21 protein-coding genes and 1 other RNA gene are annotated in these 19,810 nt (G+C 77.4%); all 22 read left to right on the top strand.

The annotated features are described in order from the left end of the window. Window positions 1–37: 37 nt before the first annotated feature. Window positions 38–1,960 carry an alkaline phosphatase D family protein gene (locus tag ACRYMN_RS11745; protein WP_432495195.1) on the top strand — a complete coding sequence of 641 codons (1,923 nt, stop codon included), beginning with the start codon at window positions 38–40 and terminating at the stop codon, window positions 1,958–1,960. 34 nt (window positions 1,961–1,994) lie between these two features. Further along, entirely contained in the window at window positions 1,995–2,831 is an 837-nt protein-coding gene (locus tag ACRYMN_RS11740; RefSeq protein WP_432495193.1) for a metallophosphoesterase family protein, read from the top strand. 152 nt (window positions 2,832–2,983) lie between these two features. After that, on the top strand, window positions 2,984–4,228 hold the full coding sequence (locus ACRYMN_RS11735) for a TadA family conjugal transfer-associated ATPase (protein WP_432495191.1): 1,245 nt from the start codon (window positions 2,984–2,986) through the stop codon (window positions 4,226–4,228). 1 nt (window position 4,229) lies between these two features. Next, window positions 4,230–5,102, top strand: coding sequence for a type II secretion system F family protein (locus ACRYMN_RS11730; RefSeq protein WP_432495189.1), 873 nt, complete (start codon window positions 4,230–4,232; stop codon window positions 5,100–5,102). After that, entirely contained in the window at window positions 5,099–5,989 is an 891-nt protein-coding gene (locus tag ACRYMN_RS11725; protein ID WP_432495187.1) for a type II secretion system F family protein, read from the top strand. Before ACRYMN_RS11730 ends, ACRYMN_RS11725 begins: the two co-directional genes overlap by 4 nt. Window positions 5,990–6,151: 162 nt before the next feature. Next, the gene (locus ACRYMN_RS11720; RefSeq protein ID WP_432495221.1) at window positions 6,152–6,346 is read left to right on the top strand and encodes a hypothetical protein; all 195 of its coding nucleotides are present in this window, start codon (window positions 6,152–6,154) and stop codon (window positions 6,344–6,346) included. 4 nt (window positions 6,347–6,350) lie between these two features. Further along, window positions 6,351–6,731: a pilus assembly protein gene (locus tag ACRYMN_RS11715; RefSeq protein ID WP_432495185.1), complete on the top strand. Its 381-nt coding sequence runs from the start codon at window positions 6,351–6,353 to the stop codon at window positions 6,729–6,731. Next, on the top strand, window positions 6,728–7,186 hold the full coding sequence (locus ACRYMN_RS11710) for a pilus assembly protein (protein ID WP_432495183.1): 459 nt from the start codon (window positions 6,728–6,730) through the stop codon (window positions 7,184–7,186). Before ACRYMN_RS11715 ends, ACRYMN_RS11710 begins: the two co-directional genes overlap by 4 nt. Continuing rightward, window positions 7,183–7,695 carry a pilus assembly protein TadG-related protein gene (locus ACRYMN_RS11705; RefSeq protein ID WP_432495181.1) on the top strand — a complete coding sequence of 171 codons (513 nt, stop codon included), beginning with the start codon at window positions 7,183–7,185 and terminating at the stop codon, window positions 7,693–7,695. Before ACRYMN_RS11710 ends, ACRYMN_RS11705 begins: the two co-directional genes overlap by 4 nt. Before the next feature lie 80 nt (window positions 7,696–7,775). Further along, the gene (locus tag ACRYMN_RS11700; RefSeq protein ID WP_432495179.1) at window positions 7,776–8,687 is read left to right on the top strand and encodes an ABC transporter ATP-binding protein; all 912 of its coding nucleotides are present in this window, start codon (window positions 7,776–7,778) and stop codon (window positions 8,685–8,687) included. Further along, a complete protein-coding gene (locus ACRYMN_RS11695; protein ID WP_432495177.1) occupies window positions 8,684–9,487 on the top strand; it encodes an ABC transporter permease in 804 nt (267 codons plus the stop codon). Before ACRYMN_RS11700 ends, ACRYMN_RS11695 begins: the two co-directional genes overlap by 4 nt. A 115-nt stretch (window positions 9,488–9,602) precedes the next feature. Further along, on the top strand, window positions 9,603–10,292 hold the full coding sequence (locus ACRYMN_RS11690; RefSeq protein WP_432495175.1) for an SDR family NAD(P)-dependent oxidoreductase: 690 nt from the start codon (window positions 9,603–9,605) through the stop codon (window positions 10,290–10,292). A gap of 51 nt (window positions 10,293–10,343) precedes the next feature. Then, the gene (prfB, locus tag ACRYMN_RS11685) at window positions 10,344–11,468 is read left to right on the top strand and encodes a peptide chain release factor 2 (protein ID WP_432495173.1); all 1,125 of its coding nucleotides are present in this window, start codon (window positions 10,344–10,346) and stop codon (window positions 11,466–11,468) included. Window positions 11,469–11,574: 106 nt separating this feature from the next. Next, window positions 11,575–12,264, top strand: a complete 690-nt coding sequence (gene ftsE, locus ACRYMN_RS11680; protein WP_432495171.1) for a cell division ATP-binding protein FtsE — start codon at window positions 11,575–11,577, stop codon at window positions 12,262–12,264. Next, window positions 12,264–13,172: a permease-like cell division protein FtsX gene (gene ftsX / locus ACRYMN_RS11675; RefSeq protein WP_432495169.1), complete on the top strand. Its 909-nt coding sequence runs from the start codon at window positions 12,264–12,266 to the stop codon at window positions 13,170–13,172. Before ftsE ends, ftsX begins: the two co-directional genes overlap by 1 nt. Before the next feature lie 127 nt (window positions 13,173–13,299). Beyond that, entirely contained in the window at window positions 13,300–13,773 is a 474-nt protein-coding gene (gene smpB, locus ACRYMN_RS11670) for an SsrA-binding protein SmpB (protein ID WP_432495167.1), read from the top strand. 121 nt (window positions 13,774–13,894) lie between these two features. Further along, window positions 13,895–14,260: a transfer-messenger RNA gene (ssrA, locus tag ACRYMN_RS11665) on the top strand. A gap of 299 nt (window positions 14,261–14,559) precedes the next feature. Beyond that, on the top strand, window positions 14,560–15,423 hold the full coding sequence (locus ACRYMN_RS11660; RefSeq protein ID WP_432495166.1) for a GGDEF domain-containing protein: 864 nt from the start codon (window positions 14,560–14,562) through the stop codon (window positions 15,421–15,423). Window positions 15,424–15,520: 97 nt separating this feature from the next. Further along, entirely contained in the window at window positions 15,521–16,108 is a 588-nt protein-coding gene (locus ACRYMN_RS11655) for a YqgE/AlgH family protein (RefSeq protein WP_432495164.1), read from the top strand. A 34-nt stretch (window positions 16,109–16,142) separates the two neighbouring features. Continuing rightward, on the top strand, window positions 16,143–16,457 hold the full coding sequence (locus ACRYMN_RS11650) for a DUF3039 domain-containing protein (RefSeq protein WP_432495162.1): 315 nt from the start codon (window positions 16,143–16,145) through the stop codon (window positions 16,455–16,457). Further along, entirely contained in the window at window positions 16,457–17,911 is a 1,455-nt protein-coding gene (locus tag ACRYMN_RS11645; RefSeq protein WP_432495160.1) for an MFS transporter, read from the top strand. The genes ACRYMN_RS11650 and ACRYMN_RS11645 overlap by 1 nt, the downstream gene beginning before the upstream one ends. Continuing rightward, on the top strand, window positions 17,908–19,779 hold the full coding sequence (locus ACRYMN_RS11640) for a DEAD/DEAH box helicase (protein WP_432495158.1): 1,872 nt from the start codon (window positions 17,908–17,910) through the stop codon (window positions 19,777–19,779). Before ACRYMN_RS11645 ends, ACRYMN_RS11640 begins: the two co-directional genes overlap by 4 nt. The last annotated feature ends 31 nt before the right edge of the window (window positions 19,780–19,810 follow it).

Raw genomic sequence — 19,810 nt, 5'->3', positions numbered from 1 at the left:
TCGCCACCGCGTCGCCCCGCCCGGGCAGTGTCCGCACGTGCCCGAGCCGATGCCGCTGTCCCGCCGGACGCTCGTCCGCGGCGGGGCCACCGCCGCCCTCGCCGTCCCCCTCCTGACCCCGCAGGCCGCGCGCGCGGCCGTGGAGCGCACCGCGCGCTCCGGCGTGTTCGCCTTCGGCGTCGCCAGCGGCGACCCGACGGCCACCGAGGTGCTGCTGTGGACGCGCGTGACCCCCACCCCCGAGGCGGTGCCCGGCAGCGGTGCCGGTCCCGCCGTGGCGGTGCAGTGGGAGGTCGCCGCCGACGAGGGGTTCGCCCGGGTGCTGCGCCGCGGCACCACCACCACGGGTCCCGAGCGCGACCACACCGTCAAGGTCGTCGTGGACGGCCTGGAGCCCTACACGCGCTACTGGTATCGCTTCCGCACCCGCGGGACCACCTCGCCGGTGGGCGCCACCCGCACCGCCCCGGACGAGCCGGGCACGGTGCACGCGCTGCGCCTGGCGTTCGTCTCGTGCAGCAACTACACCGGCGGCTACTTCACCGCCTACCGCGGCCTGGCCGCCCGCGACGACCTCGACTTCGTGCTGCACCTGGGCGACTACATCTACGAGTACGGCAACGACCCCGCCGAGGAGGGCGTGGCCGGTTCCGGCGACCGCTACGGGCCCGAGGACCTCATCGGCACCCGCGACCACCGCCCCGGCACCGAGGTCGTCTCGCTGGCGGACTACCGCGTGCGCCACGCGCTGTACAAGGCCGACCCCGACACGCAGGCCGCGCACCGCGCCCACCCGTGGATCGTCATCTTCGACGACCACGAGATCACCAACGACGCGTACGCCACCGGTGCGGAGAACCACGAGACCCAGGACGACCCGAACACCTCGTACACCGGTGAGGGCGAGCCCGAGGGCACCCGCGCCGAGGGCGACTTCCTGGCCCGGCGCGAGCGCGCGTTCCAGGCGTACCTGGAGTGGATGCCGATCCGCGAACCCGGCACGTACCAGCCGCAGCCGCACCGCGGCCGGCAGTTCTTCCGCCGCTTCACCTTCGGCGACCTCGCCGAGCTGTCGGTGGTCGAGACGCGGCAGAACCGCAGCCGGCAGGTGCCCGCGACCGTCCCCGGCACCCAGCCGGGCACCCGCGCGCTCAACCCGGCGCTGAGCGACCCCGAGCGCCACCTGCCCGAGCCCGAGCAGCTGACCTGGCTGACCGACGGCATCCGCGAGGGCCGCACCGCGTGGCACCTGGTGGGCAACCAGACCGTCTTCACCCGCGTCCTGGCGCTGCCGGGCGCGGCCACGGTGCCCGGGCAGGTGTTCAACACCGACCAGTGGGACGGCTACCAGGCCGACCAGCGCGCCGTGCTGGCCGCGATGGCCGGCTCGCGCGTCGCCGACCCGGTGGTCCTGACCGGCGACATCCACTCCTCGTGGGCCAACGACCTGCCGGCGGACCCCGCCGCCTACTCCGCCGGCGAGGGGTCGGTGGGCGTGGAGTTCGTCTGCCCCTCCGTCACCAGCGACGGCTTCAAGGAGGTGCTGGGTTCCGCGCAGGCCGCGCAGGCGGCCACCACCGCCTTCCAGGGCGCCAACCCCTGGGTGCGCTACCTCGAGGGCGTCGGCCACGGCTTCGTGGTGCTCGACGTGACCCCCGAGCGCGTGCAGGCGGACTACTGGTTCATCCGCAGCGGCGGCGACAAGGGCCTGGCCACCGACCCGCGCACCGACCCGGACGCGACCGTCGGCTACGAGGCGTCCTTCGCCTCCGAGCGCGGCTCGCGCCGCGTGCACGGGCCGGTGGACCGGCTCGGCCCGCGCAGCGACGAGCCGCGCCGCGCGCGCGCCCACGGCCACGGCGGCGGCCACGGCGGCGGGCACGGCGACGGGCACGGCTGGGGCGGCGGCCGGGACGGCGACCGGCCGGTCCGCGGCGCCGGCGAGCGTCCCCCGCGCTGACGCGCCCGCGCCGCGGCCTGGCAGAGTCCGCGGCGTGAGCCTGCTCGCCATCAGCGACCTGCACGTGCGCTACGCGGAGAACCGCGCCGTCGTGGACGGCCTGCGCCCCGGCGCCGTGGAGGACTGGCTGGTCGTGGCCGGCGACGTGGGCGAGCTGAGCACGGACGTGGTGGCGACGATGGCGCTGCTGCGCGAGCGCTTCGCGCAGGTGGTGTGGGTGCCGGGCAACCACGACCTGTGGACGCTCAGCGCCGACCCGCTGCGGCTGCGCGGGCGCGAGCGCTACGAGCACCTCGTCGAGGAGCTGCGCGCGGTGGGGGTCCTCACCCCGGAGGACCCCTACCCGCTGTGGCCGGGCCCGCACGGCCCCGTCGTGGTCGCGCCGCTGTTCCTGCTGTACGACTACACCTTCCGCCCCGCCGGCACCGCCACCAAGGAGGAGGCGCTGGCGGTGGCCCGGCGCGCGCGGGTGGTGTGCACCGACGAGGGGGTGCTGCACCCGCACCCGTACGCCACCCGCGAGGACTGGTGCGCGGCGCGGCTGGAGAGCACCCGCGCGCGCCTGGACGCGCTGGACCCGGCGCTGCCCACGGTGCTGGTCAACCACTGGCCGCTGGTGCGCGAACCCACCGCGGTGCTGCGCCACCCGGAGTTCGCCCTGTGGTGCGGCACCACGGGCAGCGCCGACTGGCCGGTGCGCTACCGCGCCGCCGCCGTCGTCTACGGGCACCTGCACGTGCCGCGCACCACCGAGCACGACGGCGTGCCGCACCACGAGGTCTCCCTGGGCTACCCGCGCGAGTGGGGCGTGCGCACGTGGGGCCCGCCGCTGGGCCTGCGCCTGGTCCTGCCGAGCGAGCCGGAGGGGTGAGCCCGCGGGCCGTGCCGCGGGCCGCGGCGTGCCCGCCGCGGGGCCGGGGGTTTGTCCACATCACCCGAACGCACGCGGTGCGCGCACCCCTACGGTGACCCGGCGCGGAGGGGTTCCGCGGTTCCCCGGGGGTCCCCGGGCGGGGCGGGGAGGTGCGCGTGGACGCGGTGCGGCTGGTCGAGGACGAGGTGCGCGCCGAGCTGCGCCGGCGCATCACGGCCGGGGGTTTCCGCGCCACCCCCGAGCAGCTGCGCGCCCTCGTCGACGACGCCGTCACCGGGTACGACCTGCGCTCGCTGGACGGGTCCCTGCCGTTCCTGGCCGACCGCGAGGCGGCCGCGCGCGAGGTGGTCGCCGCGGTCTCCGGCTACGGCCCGCTGCAGCGCTACTTCGACGACCCCGACGTCGAGGAGATCTGGATCAACGAGCCCGGCAAGGTGTTCGTCGCCCGCGGCGGCGTCGCGGAGCTGACCACGACGATCCTGGAGGAGGACGCCGTCGCCGACCTGGTCGAGCGCATGCTGGCCAGCACCGGGCGGCGGGTGGACCTGTCCAGCCCGTTCGTGGACGCCTCCCTGCCGGACGGCTCGCGCCTGCACGTGGTGATCCCCGACATCACCCGCCGGCACTGGGCGGTGAACGTGCGCCGCTTCGTCGCGCGCGCCAGGCGCCTGGAGGACCTGGTGGCGCTGGGCTCGCTGTCGGAGCGGGCGGCGCGGTTCCTGTCCGCCGCGGTCGCCTCGGGCCTGAACGTGCTCGTCAGCGGTGCGACGCAGGCGGGCAAGACGACGCTGCTGAACTGCCTGCTGGCCGAGGTGCCGCCGCAGCAGCGCGTCGTCACCTGCGAGGAGGTCTTCGAGCTGCACGTCGCCGCGCGCGACGTCGTGGCCATGCAGTGCCGCCAGCCGAACCTCGAGGGGCGCGGGGAGGTGCCGCTGCGCCGGCTGGTGAAGGAGGCGCTGCGGATGCGCCCGGACCGCCTCGTCGTCGGCGAGGTGCGCCAGGAGGAGAGCCTGGACCTGCTGATCGCGCTGAACTCCGGACTGCCCGGGGCCGCGACGATCCACGCGAACTCCGCGGCCGCCGCCGTGGCGAAGATGTGCACGCTGCCCCTGCTGGCCGGGCAGAACGTCACCAGCGCCTTCGTGGTGCCGGCCGTGGCGGCGTCGGTGGACCTCGTCGTGCACGCCGCCCTCGGTGCCGGTGGGCGCCGGCGCGTGGAGGAGGTGCTGGCGGTGACCGGCCGCGTCGAGGGCGGCGTGGTGGAGACCGCCCCGCTGTTCCGGCGCGGTGCCGGCGCGGACGCGCCGCTGCTGCGCGCGCAGGGCTGGCCCGGTGACCGCGAGCGCTTCACGCGCGCGGGTTTCGACGTGGCCGCGCTGCTGGGGGGTTCCTGAGGTGCCCGGCGCGGGTGGTGCCGGTGGCGTCGCGGCCGGTGCGCTGCTGGGGGCGGGCCTGTTCTGCGCCTGGTGGGCGTGCTGGGAGCGCGCCCCGCGCCCGGCGCGGGTGCCGCGCCGCCGGGTGCGCCGCGCGCTGGACGCGGCGGGGTTGTCCTCGGTGCCCGTGGCGGTGTTCGTGCCGGTGTGCGCGGCCGCCGGGGCGCTGGGCCTGCTGCTGGCGCCCGCGCTGACCGGGGCCCTGGTCACGGCCGTGCCGGCCGCCGCCGCGGGGGCGCTGGCGCCCGCGGCGCTGGTGTGCTCGCGGGCCCGGCGCCGGCGCGCGGAGCGCGCGCAGGAGTGGCCCGACGCGGTGGACGCGCTGACCTCCGCGGTGCGCGCCGGGGCGGCGCTGCCGGACGCGGTGTGCGCCCTGGCCGTGCGCGGGCCGGCGCGCCTGCGCCCGGCGTTCGCCGCCTTCGCCACCGGCTACCGCACCAGCGGCGCGTTCGAGGTGGAGCTGGCCCACCTGCAGGACGAGTTGGCCGACCCGGTCTTCGACCGCCTGGCCGCCGTGCTGCGCATGACGCGCCAGGTCGGCGGCAGCGACCTGGGCGGCACGCTGCGCACCCTGTCGGGGTACCTGCGCGAGGACCAGCGCGCCCGCGGCGAGCTGCTGGCCCGGCAGAGCTGGACGGTCTCCGCCGCCCGGCTGGCGGCGGCCTCCCCGTGGCTGGTGCTGGTGCTGCTGGCCACCCGCCCCGGCGCCCTGGACGCCTACGACACCGGCACCGGTGCTGCCGTGCTGGCCGGGGGAGCGGTGGCCACCGCGGTGTCCTACCGGGTCATGGTGCGCCTGGGCCGGCTGCCCGAGGCGCGGCGGGTGCCGCGGTGAGCCCGGCGGCCGGCGGCGCCCTGCTGGGCCTGCTCGGCGGCGCCGGGTGGGTGCTGGTGCTGCTGGGCGCGCCGGTGCGGCGCACCCCCTCGCTGGAGTCGCGCGTGGCGCCGTACCTGTCGCTGCCCGTGCGCCACGGCTGGCGCGGCGCCGCCCGGCGCGCGCTGGCCGCGGCGGCGTCCGCCTGCGGGTCGCTGCTGGGCTCCACCGCCGCGGTGCGCGCCCGCCTGGACGTGCTCGACCCCGCCCGCGAGGTGGCCCAGCACCGCGCCGCGCAGGTGGTGTGGGCGCTGGCCGGCGCCGGCGCCGGGGCGGGGGTGGGCACCGCGGCGCTGCTGCGCGGTTCGCCCTCCGCGCCCGGCGCGTTCGCCCTCGTGCTCACCGGCGCGCTGGGCGGGGCGCTGCTGCGCGACGCCGCGCTGGCGCGCTCGGTGGGCCGGCGCCGCGAGGAGCTGGCCGCCGAGGTGCCCGCCGTCGTGGAGCTGCTGGCGCTGTCCGTGGGCGCCGGCGAGGGCGTGGCCGCCGCCGTGCAGCGCGTCGCCTCCGGCGGCGGGGTGCTGGCCGGCGAGCTGCGCCGGGCCCTGGCCGACGCCGGTACCGGCACCCCGCTGCTCGACGCGCTGACGGCCACCGCCGACCGGCTGGGGGTGCCCGCCCTCAGCCGCGCCACCGACGCCCTCGCCGTGGCGGTGGAGACCGGCAGCCCCCTGGCGGCGGTGCTGCGCGCGCAGGCCGCCGACGCGCGCGAGGCCGAGCGGCGCCGGCTGCTGGAGGAGGGCGGGCGGCGCGAGGTGCGCATGCTCGTGCCCGTCGTCTTCGGCGTGCTGCCGGTGACGGTCGTCTTCGCGGTCTTCCCCGGCCTGGCGCAGCTGCGCCTGGGGCCGTGACCGCCCCCGTCCTCGCGCCCGCTGCGACCCGGCACCGCCGTCTCGGTCGTCCGCCCCGTCCGTCTCGTCCCGTCCGTCTCGTCCCGTCCGTCCTGTCCTGAGACCCCGAGGAGAACCGTGTCCGAGAACCCCCGCCGCCGCGCCGCGCCCGCGGCCTCGCGCCTGCTGCGCCGCGCCCTGCGCGCCCTGCCCGCCCGCGACGGGCACGGCGACCGCGGCGACCGCGGCGACGTGCCCGGCTGGGTGCTGGTCACCCTCATGACCGCCGGTCTCGTCGTGGGCCTGTGGGCGGTGGCCGGCCCGCGCCTGCAGCAGGTGTTCACGCATTCGATGGACGCCGTCGTCGGGCGGCTGTGAACCGGTGAGGACGCGCGACGAGGGCTCGGCCGTCGCGGAGTTCGCCGCCACCGCCGGCGTGCTGGCGCTGCTGTTCGCGGCGGTGCTGCAGCTGGCCGTGGTGCAGCACGTGCGGGCCACCGCGGTCGACTGCGCCGGTGCCGGTGCCCGCCTCGGGGCGCTGGCGGGCAGCTCCCCGGAGCTGGGCGCCCAGCGCGCCCGCGAGCTGCTGAGCGACTCGCTCTCGCCGCGCTACGCCGCCGACGTGAGCGCCTCGGTGCTCGCCGCGGCGGGCGCGCCGGTGGTGGAGGTGCGCGTGCGCGCGCCGCTGCCGCTGCTGGGCCTGCTCGGCCCGGCGCGGGTGCTCGAGGTGCGCGGGCACGCCGCCGTGGAGGGCGCCGCGTGAGCACCCGCGCGCGGCGCCGCGCCCGGCCCGCGGGCGGCGACACCGGCAGCGCCGCGGTGGAGTTCCTGGCCGTGGGCGTGCTGCTCCTCGTGCCGCTGGCGTACCTGGTGCTCGCGCTGGGCCGGGTGCAGGCGGCCACCTTCGCCGCCGAGGCCGGCGCCCGGGAGGCCTCGCGCGTGCTGGCCACCACGAGCGGCGACGCGCGGGCCGCCGCGCGCGCCGAGGCGGCGACGGCGCTGGCGCTGGCCGACCAGGGGTTCGAGCCGGTGCCGGGCTCGCTGGTGCTGGAGTGTGCCGCGCGCCCGTGCCGCACCCCGCAGGCGCGCGTGGCGGCCACCGTGCGGGTGGAGGTGCCGCTGCCGCTGGTGCCGGGCTCCGTGCGCGGCGCGCTGCCCGCGGTGGTGCCGGTGCAGGTGCGCCGGGTGGCCGTCGCCGACCGGTTCGCGCCCTCGTGAGCGCGCCGCCCACCGGGCGGGCGTCGAGCGCACCGGCGCTGGGGGGCGAGGACGAGGGCCGCATCGCGCTGCTCTCGCTGGGCTTCGCGCTCGTGGCCCTGGTGCTGGTGCTGCTGGTCGTCTCCGCCTCGGCGGTGCACCTGCAGCGGGTGCGCCTGCACGCGCTGGCCGACGCCGCGGCCGCCGACGCCGCCGACGCCCTCGACGAGGGCGCCTACTACGCCGCCGGGGGCGGGGTGCGCGACGCGGCGGTGCCGCTGTCGGACGCCTCGGTGCGCGCCGCCGCCCAGGCGCACCTGGTCGCCGCCGCGGCGGGGGAGGACCTGCCGGGGGTGCGGCTGGGCGCCGGCACCGGCAGCCCGGACGGGCGCACGGCGGTGGTGGAGCTCACGGCGACGGTGGTGCCGCCGTTCGCCGCGCTGGTGCCCGAGCCGTTCGCGCGCGGGGTGGCGCTGCGGGCGACCAGCCGGGCGCTCGCGCGCCTCGACGGCGCGCCCGGCCCGGCCTGAGCCTCGCGCCGCGCGCTCGCGCGTGGGCACAGTGGTCCCCGCGCCGCCCGGCGCCCGAGCCAGCCCCGGAGGCCGCCGCCGTGACCGATCCCCCCGTCGTCGACGTCGACCGCGTCAGCCGCACCTTCGGCGACGTCCTCGCCCTCGACGACGTCAGCCTCGCCGTGCGCCCCGGCGAGGCGGTGGGGGTGCTCGGGCCCAACGGGGCGGGCAAGTCCACGCTGCTCTCGCTGGTGGCGGGGCTGCGCCGGCCCACCAGCGGCACGGTGCGCCTGGCCGGCGGCGACCCGCGCGAGCCGGCCGTGCGCACCCGCCTGGGCGTGACGCCGCAGGCCACGGGCCTGCCGCAGACGCTGAAGGTGGGGGAGGTCGTCGACTTCGTCGCCGGGCACCACCGCGACCCGCTGCCGCGCGCGCAGCTGCTGGAGCGCTTCGAGCTCACCGACCTGCGCGGGCGCCAGTGCGGGGGCCTGTCCGGCGGGCAGCAGCGCCGCGTGGCCGTGGCGCTGGCCTTCGTCGGCCGCCCCGACGTGGTGCTGCTGGACGAGCCGACCACCGGCCTGGACGTGCCGGCCCGGCACGCGCTGTGGGCGGCGGTGCGTGCCTTCGTCGCCGAGGGCGGCACGCTGCTGCTGACCAGCCACTACCTGGAGGAGGTCGAGGCGCTGGCGCAGCGGGTCGTCGTCGTCGACCGCGGCCGGGTGCTGGCCGAGGGCACCGTGGCCGAGGTGCGCGGGCGCACGGCGCTGCGCCGGGTGCGCTTCAGGGCCCCGGCCGGGGCGGTGCCCGCCGCGCTGACCGCGGGCGCGCAGGTGCCGGCCGGCGGGGCCGAGGAGGGGCGCTGGGAGCTGCTGGTGCCCGACGCCGACGCCTTCGTGCGCGACCTCGTCGGTGCCGGCGTCCCCTTCGAGGGCCTGGAGGTGGCCACCGCCTCGCTGGAGGAGGCCTTCCTGGCGCTGACCGGCGGGCGCGGCGCGGGGGCGGCCGCGTGAGCGCCCGCGCCGACACCTCCGCCGACACCCCTGGGCAGGTGCGCCGCCCCGCCGGGGCGCTGCGCCTGACGTGGCTGCACGCGCGCTACCAGGTCACCGAGACGCTGCGGGTGCCCGTGGTGGTCGTCAGCACCGCGGTCTTCCCCGCCCTGATCCTGGTCGTCTTCGTCGTGCCGCAGGCCGGGGCGCTGGGGCCGGCCGGCGCCACCGCGGCCGTCGCGCAGCTGGCGGTGTTCTCCGCGATGAGCGTGTCGCTGTTCACGCACGGCGCCGGCACCGCCGAGGACCGCGCCCTGCCGTGGGACACGCACCTGCGCACCCTGCCCGTCGGTGCCGGGCCGCGCTTCGCCGCGCGCGTGCTCGTGGGCGCGTTCTTCACCGTGGTGGGGCTGGTGCCGCTGGTGGTGCTGGCCGCGCTGGTCACCGACGCCACCACCACCGCGGCGCGCGCGGCCGCGGCCCTGGGCGGGCTGCTCGTGGCGGGCCTGCCGCTGCTGGCGCTGGGCCTGGCGGTGGGGTACTCGGTGCCGGCCAAGGCGGCGCTGGCGCTGGCGCAGGTGCTGCTGCTGCCGCTGGCCTTCGCCGGCGGGCTGTTCCTGCCGCCGGAGGGGATGCCGGACTGGCTGGCGTCGATCTCCACGTGGACGCCCACGCGCGCCGGCCGCGACCTGGTGGTGGGCGCGGCCACCGGCACCGCGGTGCCCGGCACGGCGCTGCCGGTGCTGGCGGGCTGGACGGTGCTGCTGGGCGCGCTGGCGGTGCGCGCGATCCGCCGCGACCAGGGCCGCCGCTTCCGCTGAAGCGCCGCCCGAGCCGGCCCGCCCCGCCGGCTCGTGCGGGCCGCCCGTCCCGGGTGCCCGTCCCGGGTGCCCGTCCCGGGTGCGCGGACCGCGGCGCCGTGCGAGCGTCTGCGCCGTGACCGACCTCGACGGCGCGCGCGTCCTGATCACCGGTGCCGGCGGCGGCCTGGGCCGCCCGATCGCCGAGCGGCTGGCCGCCGCCGGCGCCCGCCTCGTCGTCAGCGGCCGCGACCCCGCGCACCTGGCGGGCGTGCCCGGGCACCCGGTGACGGCCGACCTGCGCCTGCCCGACGCGCCGGGCGCGCTCGTGGCCGGCGCGGTGGAGCACCTCGGCGGGCTCGACGGCCTGGTGCACGCCGCCGGGGTGGTGGCCTTCGGCCCGCTGGAGGAGGCCGACGACGACCTGCTCGACGAGCTGTTCCTGGCCGACGCGATCGGCCCGGTGCGCCTGCTGCGCGCGGCGGTGCCGCACCTGCGCGGGGCCGCCGCGCAGCGCCCGGGGGCGTTCGCCGCCGTGGTCAGCGCCGTCGTCGCCGAGCAGCCGGTGGCCGGGATGGCCGCCTACTCCGCGGCCAAGGCGGCGCTGAGCGCCTTCGCGGCCGCCGCCGGCAAGGAGCTGCGCCGCTCGGGGGTGCGGGTGCTGGACGTGCGCCCGCCGCACACCGGGACCGGCCTGGCCACCCGCCCGGTGGCCGGCACCGCTCCGCGGCTGCCCGAGGGGCTGGACCCCGCGGTGGTCGCCGAGCGCGTGGTGCGCGCGATCGCCGAGGACGAGCGGGACCTGCCGGCGTCCGCCTTCGGCTGAGCGCGGCGCGCGCGTCGGCGAGGGGTCGCCGCGCGCGTAAGCTCGTGCGCCGTGGCAGCCACCGACTTCCCCGCCGAGATCTCCGCCCTGCGCCAGACGTACGCCTCGATCCGGGAGGTGTCGGACCTCGACGCGCTGCGCTCGGAGCTGGCGCGGCTGAACGAGCAGGCCGCCGCCCCCGACCTGTGGGACGACCCGGACAACGCCCAGGCCGTCACCAGCCGGCTGTCCGCGCTGCAGGCCGAGCTGGACCGCGTCGAGCGGATGGGCTCGCGCATCGACGACCTCGAGGTCCTGCTGGAGCTGGCCGAGTCCGAGGACGACGCCGACTCCCTGGAGGAGGCCGCGCGCGAGCTGGTCGCGATCAAGAAGCAGCTCGACGAGCTCGAGGTGCGCACCCTGCTCAGCGGGGAGTACGACGGGCGCGAGGCGCTGGTGACCATCCGCTCCGAGGCGGGCGGCGTCGACGCGGCCGACTTCGCCGAGATGCTCATGCGCATGTACCTGCGCTGGGCCGAGCGCCGCGGCTACAAGACGGAGGTCTACGACACCTCCTACGCGGAGGAGGCGGGCATCAAGTCCGCCACCTTCAAGGTCGCCGCCCCCTACGCCTACGGCACCCTCAGCGTCGAGCAGGGCACCCACCGCCTGGTGCGCATCTCCCCGTTCGACAACCAGGGCCGGCGCCAGACGTCCTTCGCGGGCGTGGAGGTGCTGCCCGTGGTGGCCGAGACCGACCACATCGAGATCCCCGAGAACGACGTGCGCGTGGACGTCTACCGCTCCTCGGGCCCGGGCGGTCAGTCGGTGAACACCACCGACTCCGCGGTGCGCCTGACGCACATCCCCACCGGTATCGTCGTGACCTGCCAGAACGAGAAGTCGCAGCTGCAGAACAAGGCCGCGGCCATGCGCGTGCTGCAGGCCAAGCTGCTGGAGAAGGCCCGCCAGGACCGCCAGGCGGAGCTGGACGCCCTCAAGGGCGACGACTCCGGCTCGTGGGGCAACCAGATGCGCTCGTACGTGCTGCAGCCCTACCGCATGGTCAAGGACCTGCGCACCAACTACGAGGTCGGCAACGCCGAGGCCGTCTTCGACGGCGACATCGACGCCTTCCTGGAGTCGGGCATCCGCTGGCGCCGCCAGGGCGAGCGCGCCGGCGCGGGCGCGAGCTGACCGGCGCGGGCGGGGGGCGGCGCCCGCCCGCAGGTCGCGCACGTACAGTGGTCGGCGGCCAGAGCACGTCGCCCGCACCCCGTCCCCGAGACTGGCCGTCCCACGAGTGATCACCTTCGAGCACGTCAGCAAGGTCTACGGCGAGGGGCACCGCCCCGCGCTGGCCGAGGTGACCCTGCAGGTCGACAGGGGCGACTTCGTCTTCCTCGTCGGGCCCTCCGGGTCGGGCAAGTCCACCTTCCTGCGGCTGGTGCTGAAGGAGGAGAGGGCCTCCTCGGGCACCGTGCAGGTGGCCGGGCGCGACCTGGGGCGGCTGCGCAGCTGGAAGGTGCCGGCGCTGCGCCGCCAGATCGGCGTGGTCTTCCAGGACTTCCGGCTGCTGGCCGACAAGAGCGTCTTCGAGAACGTCGCCTTCGCGCTGCAGGTGCTGGGCAAGCCGCGCCACGTCATCGCCCAGGCGGTGCCCGAGACGCTGGCGCTGGTGGGCCTGGCCGGCAAGGAGCGCCGCCGCCCGCACGAGCTGTCCGGCGGCGAGCAGCAGCGCGTGGCGATCGCGCGCGCCTTCGTCAACCGGCCGGCGATCCTGCTGGCCGACGAGCCCACCGGCAACCTCGACCCGGAGACCAGCGTCGGCCTCATGAAGCTGCTGGACCGCATCAACCGCACGGGGACCACCATCGTCATGGCCACGCACGACGACGACATCGTCGACCAGATGCGCAAGCGCGTCGTCGAGCTGCGCGACGGGCGCCTGGTGCGCGACGAGGACCGCGGCGTGTACGGGTCGGCCCGCTGATGCGCGCCGGCTTCGTCCTGCGGGAGATGGGCGCCGGGCTGCGGCGCAACCTCACCATGACCGTCGCCGTGGTCCTGGTCACCATGGTCTCGCTGTTCTTCTTCGGCCTGGGCCTGCTCGTGCAGCAGCAGGTCTCCATCCTCAAGGGCGACTGGTACGACCGCGTGCAGGTGTCGATCTTCCTGTGCGGGCGGGACAGCCCGCAGGAGGCGTGCCCGGCGGGGGGGATCACCACCGAGCAGCGCGACGCGGTGCGCGCGCAGCTGGAGGCCTCCCCGCTGGTGGACGAGGTCTTCTACGAGTCCCAGCAGGACGCGTACGAGAACTTCCTCGAGCAGTACGACGACCCCGCGATCACCGAGAACGTCACCGCCGAGCAGCTGCCGGAGTCCTTCCGGGTGCGGCTGGTCGACCCCTCCCGCTACGCCGAGATCCGTGAGCAGTTCGTCGGCGCGCCGGGCGTGGAGCAGGTGCCCGACGACCGGGCGGTGCTCGGGCCGCTGTTCGCGGCGATGGACGGCGCGACCCGCGTGGCCATCGGCCTGGCGGCGCTGATGCTGCTGTGCTCGGTGCTGCTGGTGTCCACCACCATCCGCCTGACGGCGTTCAGCCGGCGCCGCGAGGTGAGCATCATGCGCCTGGTGGGCGCCTCACGGGCCCTGATCCAGCTGCCGTTCGTCCTCGAGGGCGTCATCGCCAGCCTGGTGGGGGCGGTGCTGGCCTCCGGGGTGCTCTACGCGCTGGTGGAGTACGGCGTGGGCCGCCTGGGCGACCGCCCGGACTTCACCACCCGCCTGGTCGAGACCGGCGACGTGCTGTGGCCCACGGCCCCGCTCATGCTGGGCGTGGGCGTCGTCTTCGCCGTCTTCGCCTCGCTGGTGAGCCTGCGGCGCTGGCTGAAGGTCTGAGCCGGCCACCGGCGCCGCGCCCGCCCCGCGGCGGCGCCCCGGCGCTCCGCCGTGCGAGAACGCCCGCGCGCGCCGGCGCCGCGCGCACCTAGACTGGACGGTCCAGACCACACGGGGGAGGGCCGACGTGCCGCGCGAGACCGGGCGCAAGGTGATCGCCAGCAACCGCAAGGCGCGCCACGACTACCACATCGAGGACACCTACGAGGCGGGCCTGTCGCTGATGGGCACCGAGGTCAAGGCCCTGCGCATGGGCCGCGCCTCCCTCGTGGACGGCTTCGCCCAGATCGACCGGGGCGAGTTGTGGCTCGAGCACGTCCACATCCCCGAGTACGTCCAGGGCACCTGGACCAACCACTCCCCGCGGCGCCGGCGCAAGCTGCTGCTGCACCGCGCGGAGATCGACAAGTGGGCCGGCAAGCTGCGCGAGTCCGGCCTGACGATCGTGCCGCTGTCGCTGTACTTCTCCGACGGGCGCGTGAAGGTCGAGATCGCCCTGGCGCGGGGCAAGAAGAACTACGACAAGCGCCACGCGCTGCGCGAGCGCCAGGACCGCCGCGAGGCGGAGCGCGCCATGTCCCTGCGGCGCAACCGCGAGTGAGGCGCCCCCCCGCCCCGGCGGCGCCCACCCCGGCGGGGGAATGGGCGCGCCGGCGGCGGCGTTGGGACGTATGCTGGTCACCGGTCGCCACGACGGGGCCGGCAGCACCACAACTGAACACGGGGATGACAGGTTTCGACGTCGGTCGTCGAGCCAGGGGAAGCGGGTCGAGGATGCACGGTCATCTCGTCAACGCTCCGTGCAAACCAATAGGTGCCGATTCCAAGCGCACCGAGTTCGCCCTCGCCGCCTGAGCGAGTGCGACTCTGTCAGCCCGGGTGTGCTCCCGCCCCGGGTCCTGGCATCAGCTAGGGGGCTCACCCTCCACCGAGGTCGCGTAGGTGGAGGGGACACGCAGCGCGGCTGGGCCCGGCGGTGACACGCCTGTGTGAGCATCGGGGCCGAGCAGACCGCTGGACAGGATGCACCCGGAGAAGCCCTGGTACCACGCTGGCGGACGCGGGTTCGATTCCCGCCATCTCCACACCGCGAAGGGCCGCTCCCCGTCAGGGGAGCGGCCCTTCGTCGTGCCCGGGCGCGCCTCGGCGCGTGCCCCGAGGCGGCCGGTGCCGCGGCGCGCACCCGCGCACGTCACCCACCGTCCCGACGCACTCACGTGTTCGCCCGGACACGTGTCCGGGCGAACACGTGTCCCCTCTCGCACGCTGCGTGCTCCCCGTTCCGCCGTGCCGGGGACTTCACCCGTTCCGGCTGGGAGCGCGTCCGGCCCGCCCCGTACGGTCTGCGTCCGGGCGGCCGCACGGTCGCCGATCGGGGGAGGGCGCTGTGCAGCACGAGGACTACCGACGGCTGGTGGAGGACTCGCCCATCGCCATCCTCCTGGTCGTCGACGGCACGGTGCGCTGGGTCAACGCCTCCGCTCGGCGGCTGCTGGCGGCCGGCTCCGCGCAGGCCGACCCGGTGGGCGGCGCGCTGGAGGACCTCGTCCACCCCGACGACCGCGCCAACCTGCGCGAGGGCCTGGCGGCGGCGCAGCGCGCCGAGCCGGGCGAGGGCGTGCCGCTGGCGGAGTGGCGCTTCGTGCGCCCCGCGGCCACCGCGGTGACCGTGGAGGTGGTGGCCTCGCCGGTGCTCCTGGAGGGCGAGGCGGCGCTGGCGCTGGCGTGCTGGGACGTCTCCCAGCACGTGGAGCGGCTGCGCGACCTGGCGCACCGGGCCACGCACGACCGCCTCACGGGCCTGCCCAACCGCTCGCTGTTCGAGGACCGCTGGTCGCAGGCGCGCTCGCGCGCCCGGCGCACCGGCGTCGCGCCGGCGGTGGCCTTCTGCGACGTCGACGACCTCAAGGCGGTCAACGACCTGCACGGGCACCTCGTGGGCGACGCGGTGCTCGTGGCGGTGGCGCAGCGGCTGAGCGCGGCGGCGCGCGAGGAGGACACCGTGGCCCGCTACGGCGGCGACGAGTTCGTCGTGCTGCTGGAGGGGCCGGCCGAGACCGACCCGACCGCGCTGGAGGAGCGCTTCCGGCGCGCCGTGAGCGGCGTGGCCGTGGACGTGCCCGGCCGGGGCGCCGTCTCGGTGCGCTGCAGCCTGGGCCTGGTGGTGGACGAGCCGGGCGACCCGGCCGCCGAGGTGCTCGCGCGCGCGGACGCGCGCATGTACCGCGACAAGCGCACCGCCCGCGACTGAGCGCCCGGCGCACCCGTCGGGGCGCCCGCCCGGCCGCCTCGCGCGCGAGGCGCCATGATGGGGGCGTGGGCCACAGGAACCGAACGGGTCGGCGGTCGTGAACGGCGACCCCGCGCCCGCCGCGCTGACGGGGCGCCTGCTGCTGGCGACGCCCTCGCTGACCGACCCGAACTTCCACCGGGCCGTCGTGCTGGTGCTCAACCACGACGAGGACGGGGCCTTGGGGGTGGTGGTCAACCGGCCGATGGAGGTCGACGTGGACGCCGTCCTGCCGGGCTGGCAGGCCTTCGCCACCGCGCCCGGCAAGCTCTTCCAGGGCGGGCCGGTGGCGCTGGACTCCGCCCTGGGCCTGGTGGCCGTGCCCGGCGACCGCCCCGACCCGGCCGGGGTGCGGCGCGTCTTCGGCTCCGTGGGGCTGGGCTCGGTGGGGCTGGTGGACCTGGACACCCCGCCGGAGGCGGTGGTGGAGGAGCTGGCCGGGCTGCGCATCTTCGCCGGGTACGCCGGCTGGGGCGCCGGCCAGCTCGAGGGCGAGATCGCCGAGGACGCCTGGTTCGTGCTGCCCGCCGAGGCGCGCGACGCCTTCAGCGACACCCCCGAGCGGCTGTGGGCGGACGTGCTGCGCCGCCAGGGCGGCGACCTGGCGCTGGTGGCCAGCTTCCCCGCCGACGCGTCGATGAACTGAGCCGGGGCCCGTGCGCGGCACGTACCATCGCCGCATGAGCTCGCCGACCGACGACCCGTTCAGCCCGGCCCGCCAGGACGCGCCGTCGACGACGCCCTCGCGCACGGCCGTGATCGAGCGCGAGGAGCAGGCCGAGGAGCGCATCCAGCCCGGTGACCACGAGCGCTTCGCGCACTACGTGAAGAAGGAGAAGATCGTGGAGTCCGCCCTCTCGGGCGACCCCGTGATCGCGCTGTGCGGCAAGGTGTGGGTGCCCGGCCGCGACCCGAAGCGCTTCCCGGTCTGCCCGACCTGCAAGGAGATCTACCAGAGCCTGTCCGGCGGCGGCGGGGACGACGCGGACCGCTGATGCCCGGCCCCGCCCACGGCGCGGGGACCGCTCCGGCGGGGCCGCTCTCGCGCGCCCACCGCGCCACCACCCTGCCCGTCCTCGCCTTCGTCTGCCTGGTGGCGTTCGAGTCGATCGCCGTGGCGACCGCCATGCCGGTGGCCGCCGCCGACCTCGGCGCGGTGCGCTCCTACGGCCTGGCCTTCTCGTCCTTCCTGACCGCCGGCCTGCTGGGCACCGTGCTGGCCGGCGGCTGGGCCGACGCGCGCGGCCCGCGCGCGCCGATGGCCGCCGGCGCGGCGCTGTTCGTCGTCGGGCAGGCGGTGTGCGCGGCCGCCCCGACCTTCCCCGCCCTGCTGGCCGGCCGCGTCCTGGCCGGCCTGGGCGGCGGGCTGCTCGTGGTCTCCATCTACGTCGTCGTCGGCTCGGCCTACCCCGACGAGGTGCGCCCGCGGGTGTTCGGGTGGATGTCCGCGTGCTGGGTGCTGCCCGGCGTCGCCGGCCCGGCGCTGGCCGGGTGGGTGGCGCAGGAGGCCGGCTGGCGCCCGGTGTTCGGCGGGGTGGTGCCGCTGGCGGTGCTCGTGGCCGCGGTGATCCTGCCGCGCGTCGCAGCGACCGCCGCCGGTGGCGCGGGTGGCGCGGGTGGCGGCGCCACCGGGGGCGCGCGCGGGCGGGCGGTGCGCGGGCTCGTCGTCGCCGGCGGTGCCGGGGCGCTGCAGGTGGGCGCGGAGTCCCTGGGCGGCGGCGGGGCGCCGGCGGTGCTGCTGACCGCCGGCGGCGCGGTGGCCGTGGCCGCGGCCCTGCCGGGGCTGCTGCCGCGCGGGGCGCTGCGCCTGGCGCGCGGGCTGCCCAGCGTCGTCGTGGTGCGCGGGCTGTTCACCGCCGCGTTCTTCGGCACCGAGACGTTCGTGCCGCTCATGCTCGTCTCCGAGCGCGGCTTCAGCCCCTCCCAGGCCGGGCTGGTGCTCACCGGCGGCACCCTGGGCTGGTTCACCGGCACCACCTCGCAGGCGCGTGCGCTGGACCGGCTGCCGCGCGCGCTGCTGCTCACCGGCGGCGGCGCGGCCCTGGCGGCCGCCTGCGCGGTGCTGGCGGCCCTCACGCTCGGCGGCGCCTCCGGCTGGTGGGTGCTGGCGGCGTGGCTGCTCGCCGGCTCCGGCATGGGCCTGGGCATCGCCACCACCAGCGTGCTGACGCTGCGCCTGGCCGCGCCGGCCGACCGGGGGGCCGCCTCGTCGGCGCTGCAGCTGTCGGACAACCTCGGCTGCGTGCTGGGCATCGCCGTGGCCGGCGGGGTCTTCGCCGCCCTGCACGCCGGCGCCGGGCGCGACCAGGACCTGTTCGGCGGGATGTACGCCGGGCTGGCGCTGGTGGCGCTGGCGGCCGCGCTGGCCGGTGCGCGCACCCGCCCGCCACGCGCCGGGGCCGCGTCCCCGGCGCCCGCGCCGGGCTCGTCTACGGTGGGGGGACCGTGAGCACGACAGCCCAGAACCCCGCACCGGACCTGTTCGCCACCGCCCCCGCCGGTGCGGCGGCGGGCGCCGCCGCGACCCCCGCCGCGACCCCCGCCGCGACCCCCGCCGCGACCCCCGCCGCACCGGGCAGGGCGCTGCGGGCGTGGCAGCGCGAGGCCGTCGAGCGCTACTTCGACCCCGAGCGCGACGACCCGGAGGACTTCCTGGTCACCGCCACCCCCGGGGCGGGCAAGACGACGTTCGCCCTGGAGCTGGCGCGCCGGCTGCTGCAGGCCCGCAAGGTCGACCGCGTGGTCGTGGTGGCCCCCACCGACCACCTGCGCACCCAGTGGGCCGAGGCCGCCCACCGCGCCGGCATCGAGCTGGACCCGACGATGTCCAACGCGGTCGGCCCGGTGCGCCCGGACGTGCGCGGCTACGTGACGACCTACGCGCAGGTGGCCGGGCACCCGATGCTGCACCGCGCCCGCGCCACCGCCAAGCGCTCCCTGGTGGTGCTCGACGAGATCCACCACGCCGGCGACGGCCTCAGCTGGGGCGAGGCGGTCCAGGAGGCGTTCGCCGACGCGCGCCGGCGCCTGTCGCTGACGGGCACGCCCTTCCGCACCCGCGCCGACGAGCGCATCCCCTTCGTGCGCTACGTCGAGGACGACTCCGCCGAGTCCGAGGGCGGCCTGCGCAGCGTGGCGGACTACACCTACGGCTACCGGCAGGCCCTGGCCGACGGCGTGGTGCGCCCGGTCGTCTTCGCCGCCTACACCGGCACCTCGCGCTGGCGGAACTCCGCCGGGGAGGTCGTGGCGGCCTCCCTGAGCGAGCCCACCACGAAGTCGGTGGAGGCGCTGGCCTGGCGCACCGCGCTGGACCCGCGCGGGGACTGGGTGCCGCACGTCATCGCCGCCATGGACGAGCGCCTGGACCACCTGCGCGAGCACGGCATGCACGACGCCGGTGGGCTGGTGCTGGCCAGCGACCAGGACGACGCGCGCGCCTACGCGAGGATCGTGCAGCGCGTGACCGGGGAGAAGCCGGTGCTCATCCTCTCCGACGACCCGAAGGCGTCGCAGAGGATCGCCGACTTCGCCGCGGGCGACCAGCGCTTCGCGGTGTGCGTGCGGATGGTCTCCGAGGGCGTGGACGTCCCGCGCGCGGCGTGCCTGGCGTGGATGACGTCCTACCGCACCCCGCTGTTCTTCGCGCAGGCCGTCGGGCGCGTGGTGCGCGCCCGCGCGCGGGGGGAGTCGGCCACGGTGTTCCTGCCGGCGGTGCGCCCGCTGCTGGCGCTGGCCGCCGAGATGGAGTCCGACCGCGACCACGTGATCCCCCCGCCGCCGAGCGCGACCTCCGAGCAGGTCGACGAGGGCGGGCTGGACCTGCTGCCGGTGCCCGAGCGCGAGGCCGGCGGCCCGGCGGAGTACGAGGCGCTGGAGGCGCAGGCGGAGTTCGCCCACGTCCTGCACGGCGGGCGGGCCCTGCTGGGCACCGAGGGCGCGGCGGTGGGGGTCACCGCCGAGGACGAGGACTTCCTCGGCTTGCCCGGGCTGCTCTCCCCGGAGCAGACCGCCGCGCTGCTGGCCCAGCGCGACGCGGAGATCCGCCGGCGCACCGCCAGCCCGCGCGCCGCCGAGGAGCCCGCCGCGGAGCAGGCCCCGGCCCCCGCCCCGGAGGACGAGGAGGCGGTGTGGCACACGGCCGCGCTGCTGCGCAAGGAGATCCACGGGCTCGTCGGCCGCGTCGCCGCCGGCCGGCAGCTGCCCCACGCCACCGTCTACGCGAAGGTCCGCGCCGCGGTGCCCGGGCCGCCGTCGGCCTCGGCGGGGGTGGACGTGCTGCGCCGCCGGCGCGACCACCTGCTGGCGATGGTCTGACCCGCCGGCCGGCGGGTCCCGCCCCCGCGTC

This window comes from Kineococcus gypseus (assembly GCF_050871305.1).
Classification (GTDB): domain Bacteria; phylum Actinomycetota; class Actinomycetes; order Actinomycetales; family Kineococcaceae; genus Kineococcus; species Kineococcus gypseus.
This window is presented reverse-complemented; position numbering and strand designations above follow the sequence as displayed.

What these genes read in the sequence shown, in the direction of transcription:
- ftsX (WP_432495169.1), top strand. Translation starts at nt 12,264, where the DNA reads ATGCGCGCCGGCTTCGTCCTGCGGGAGATGGGCGCCGGGCTGCGGCGC.
- ACRYMN_RS11650 (WP_432495162.1), top strand. Translation starts at nt 16,143, where the DNA reads ATGAGCTCGCCGACCGACGACCCGTTCAGCCCGGCCCGCCAGGACGCG.
- ACRYMN_RS11645 (WP_432495160.1), top strand. Translation starts at nt 16,457, where the DNA reads ATGCCCGGCCCCGCCCACGGCGCGGGGACCGCTCCGGCGGGGCCGCTC.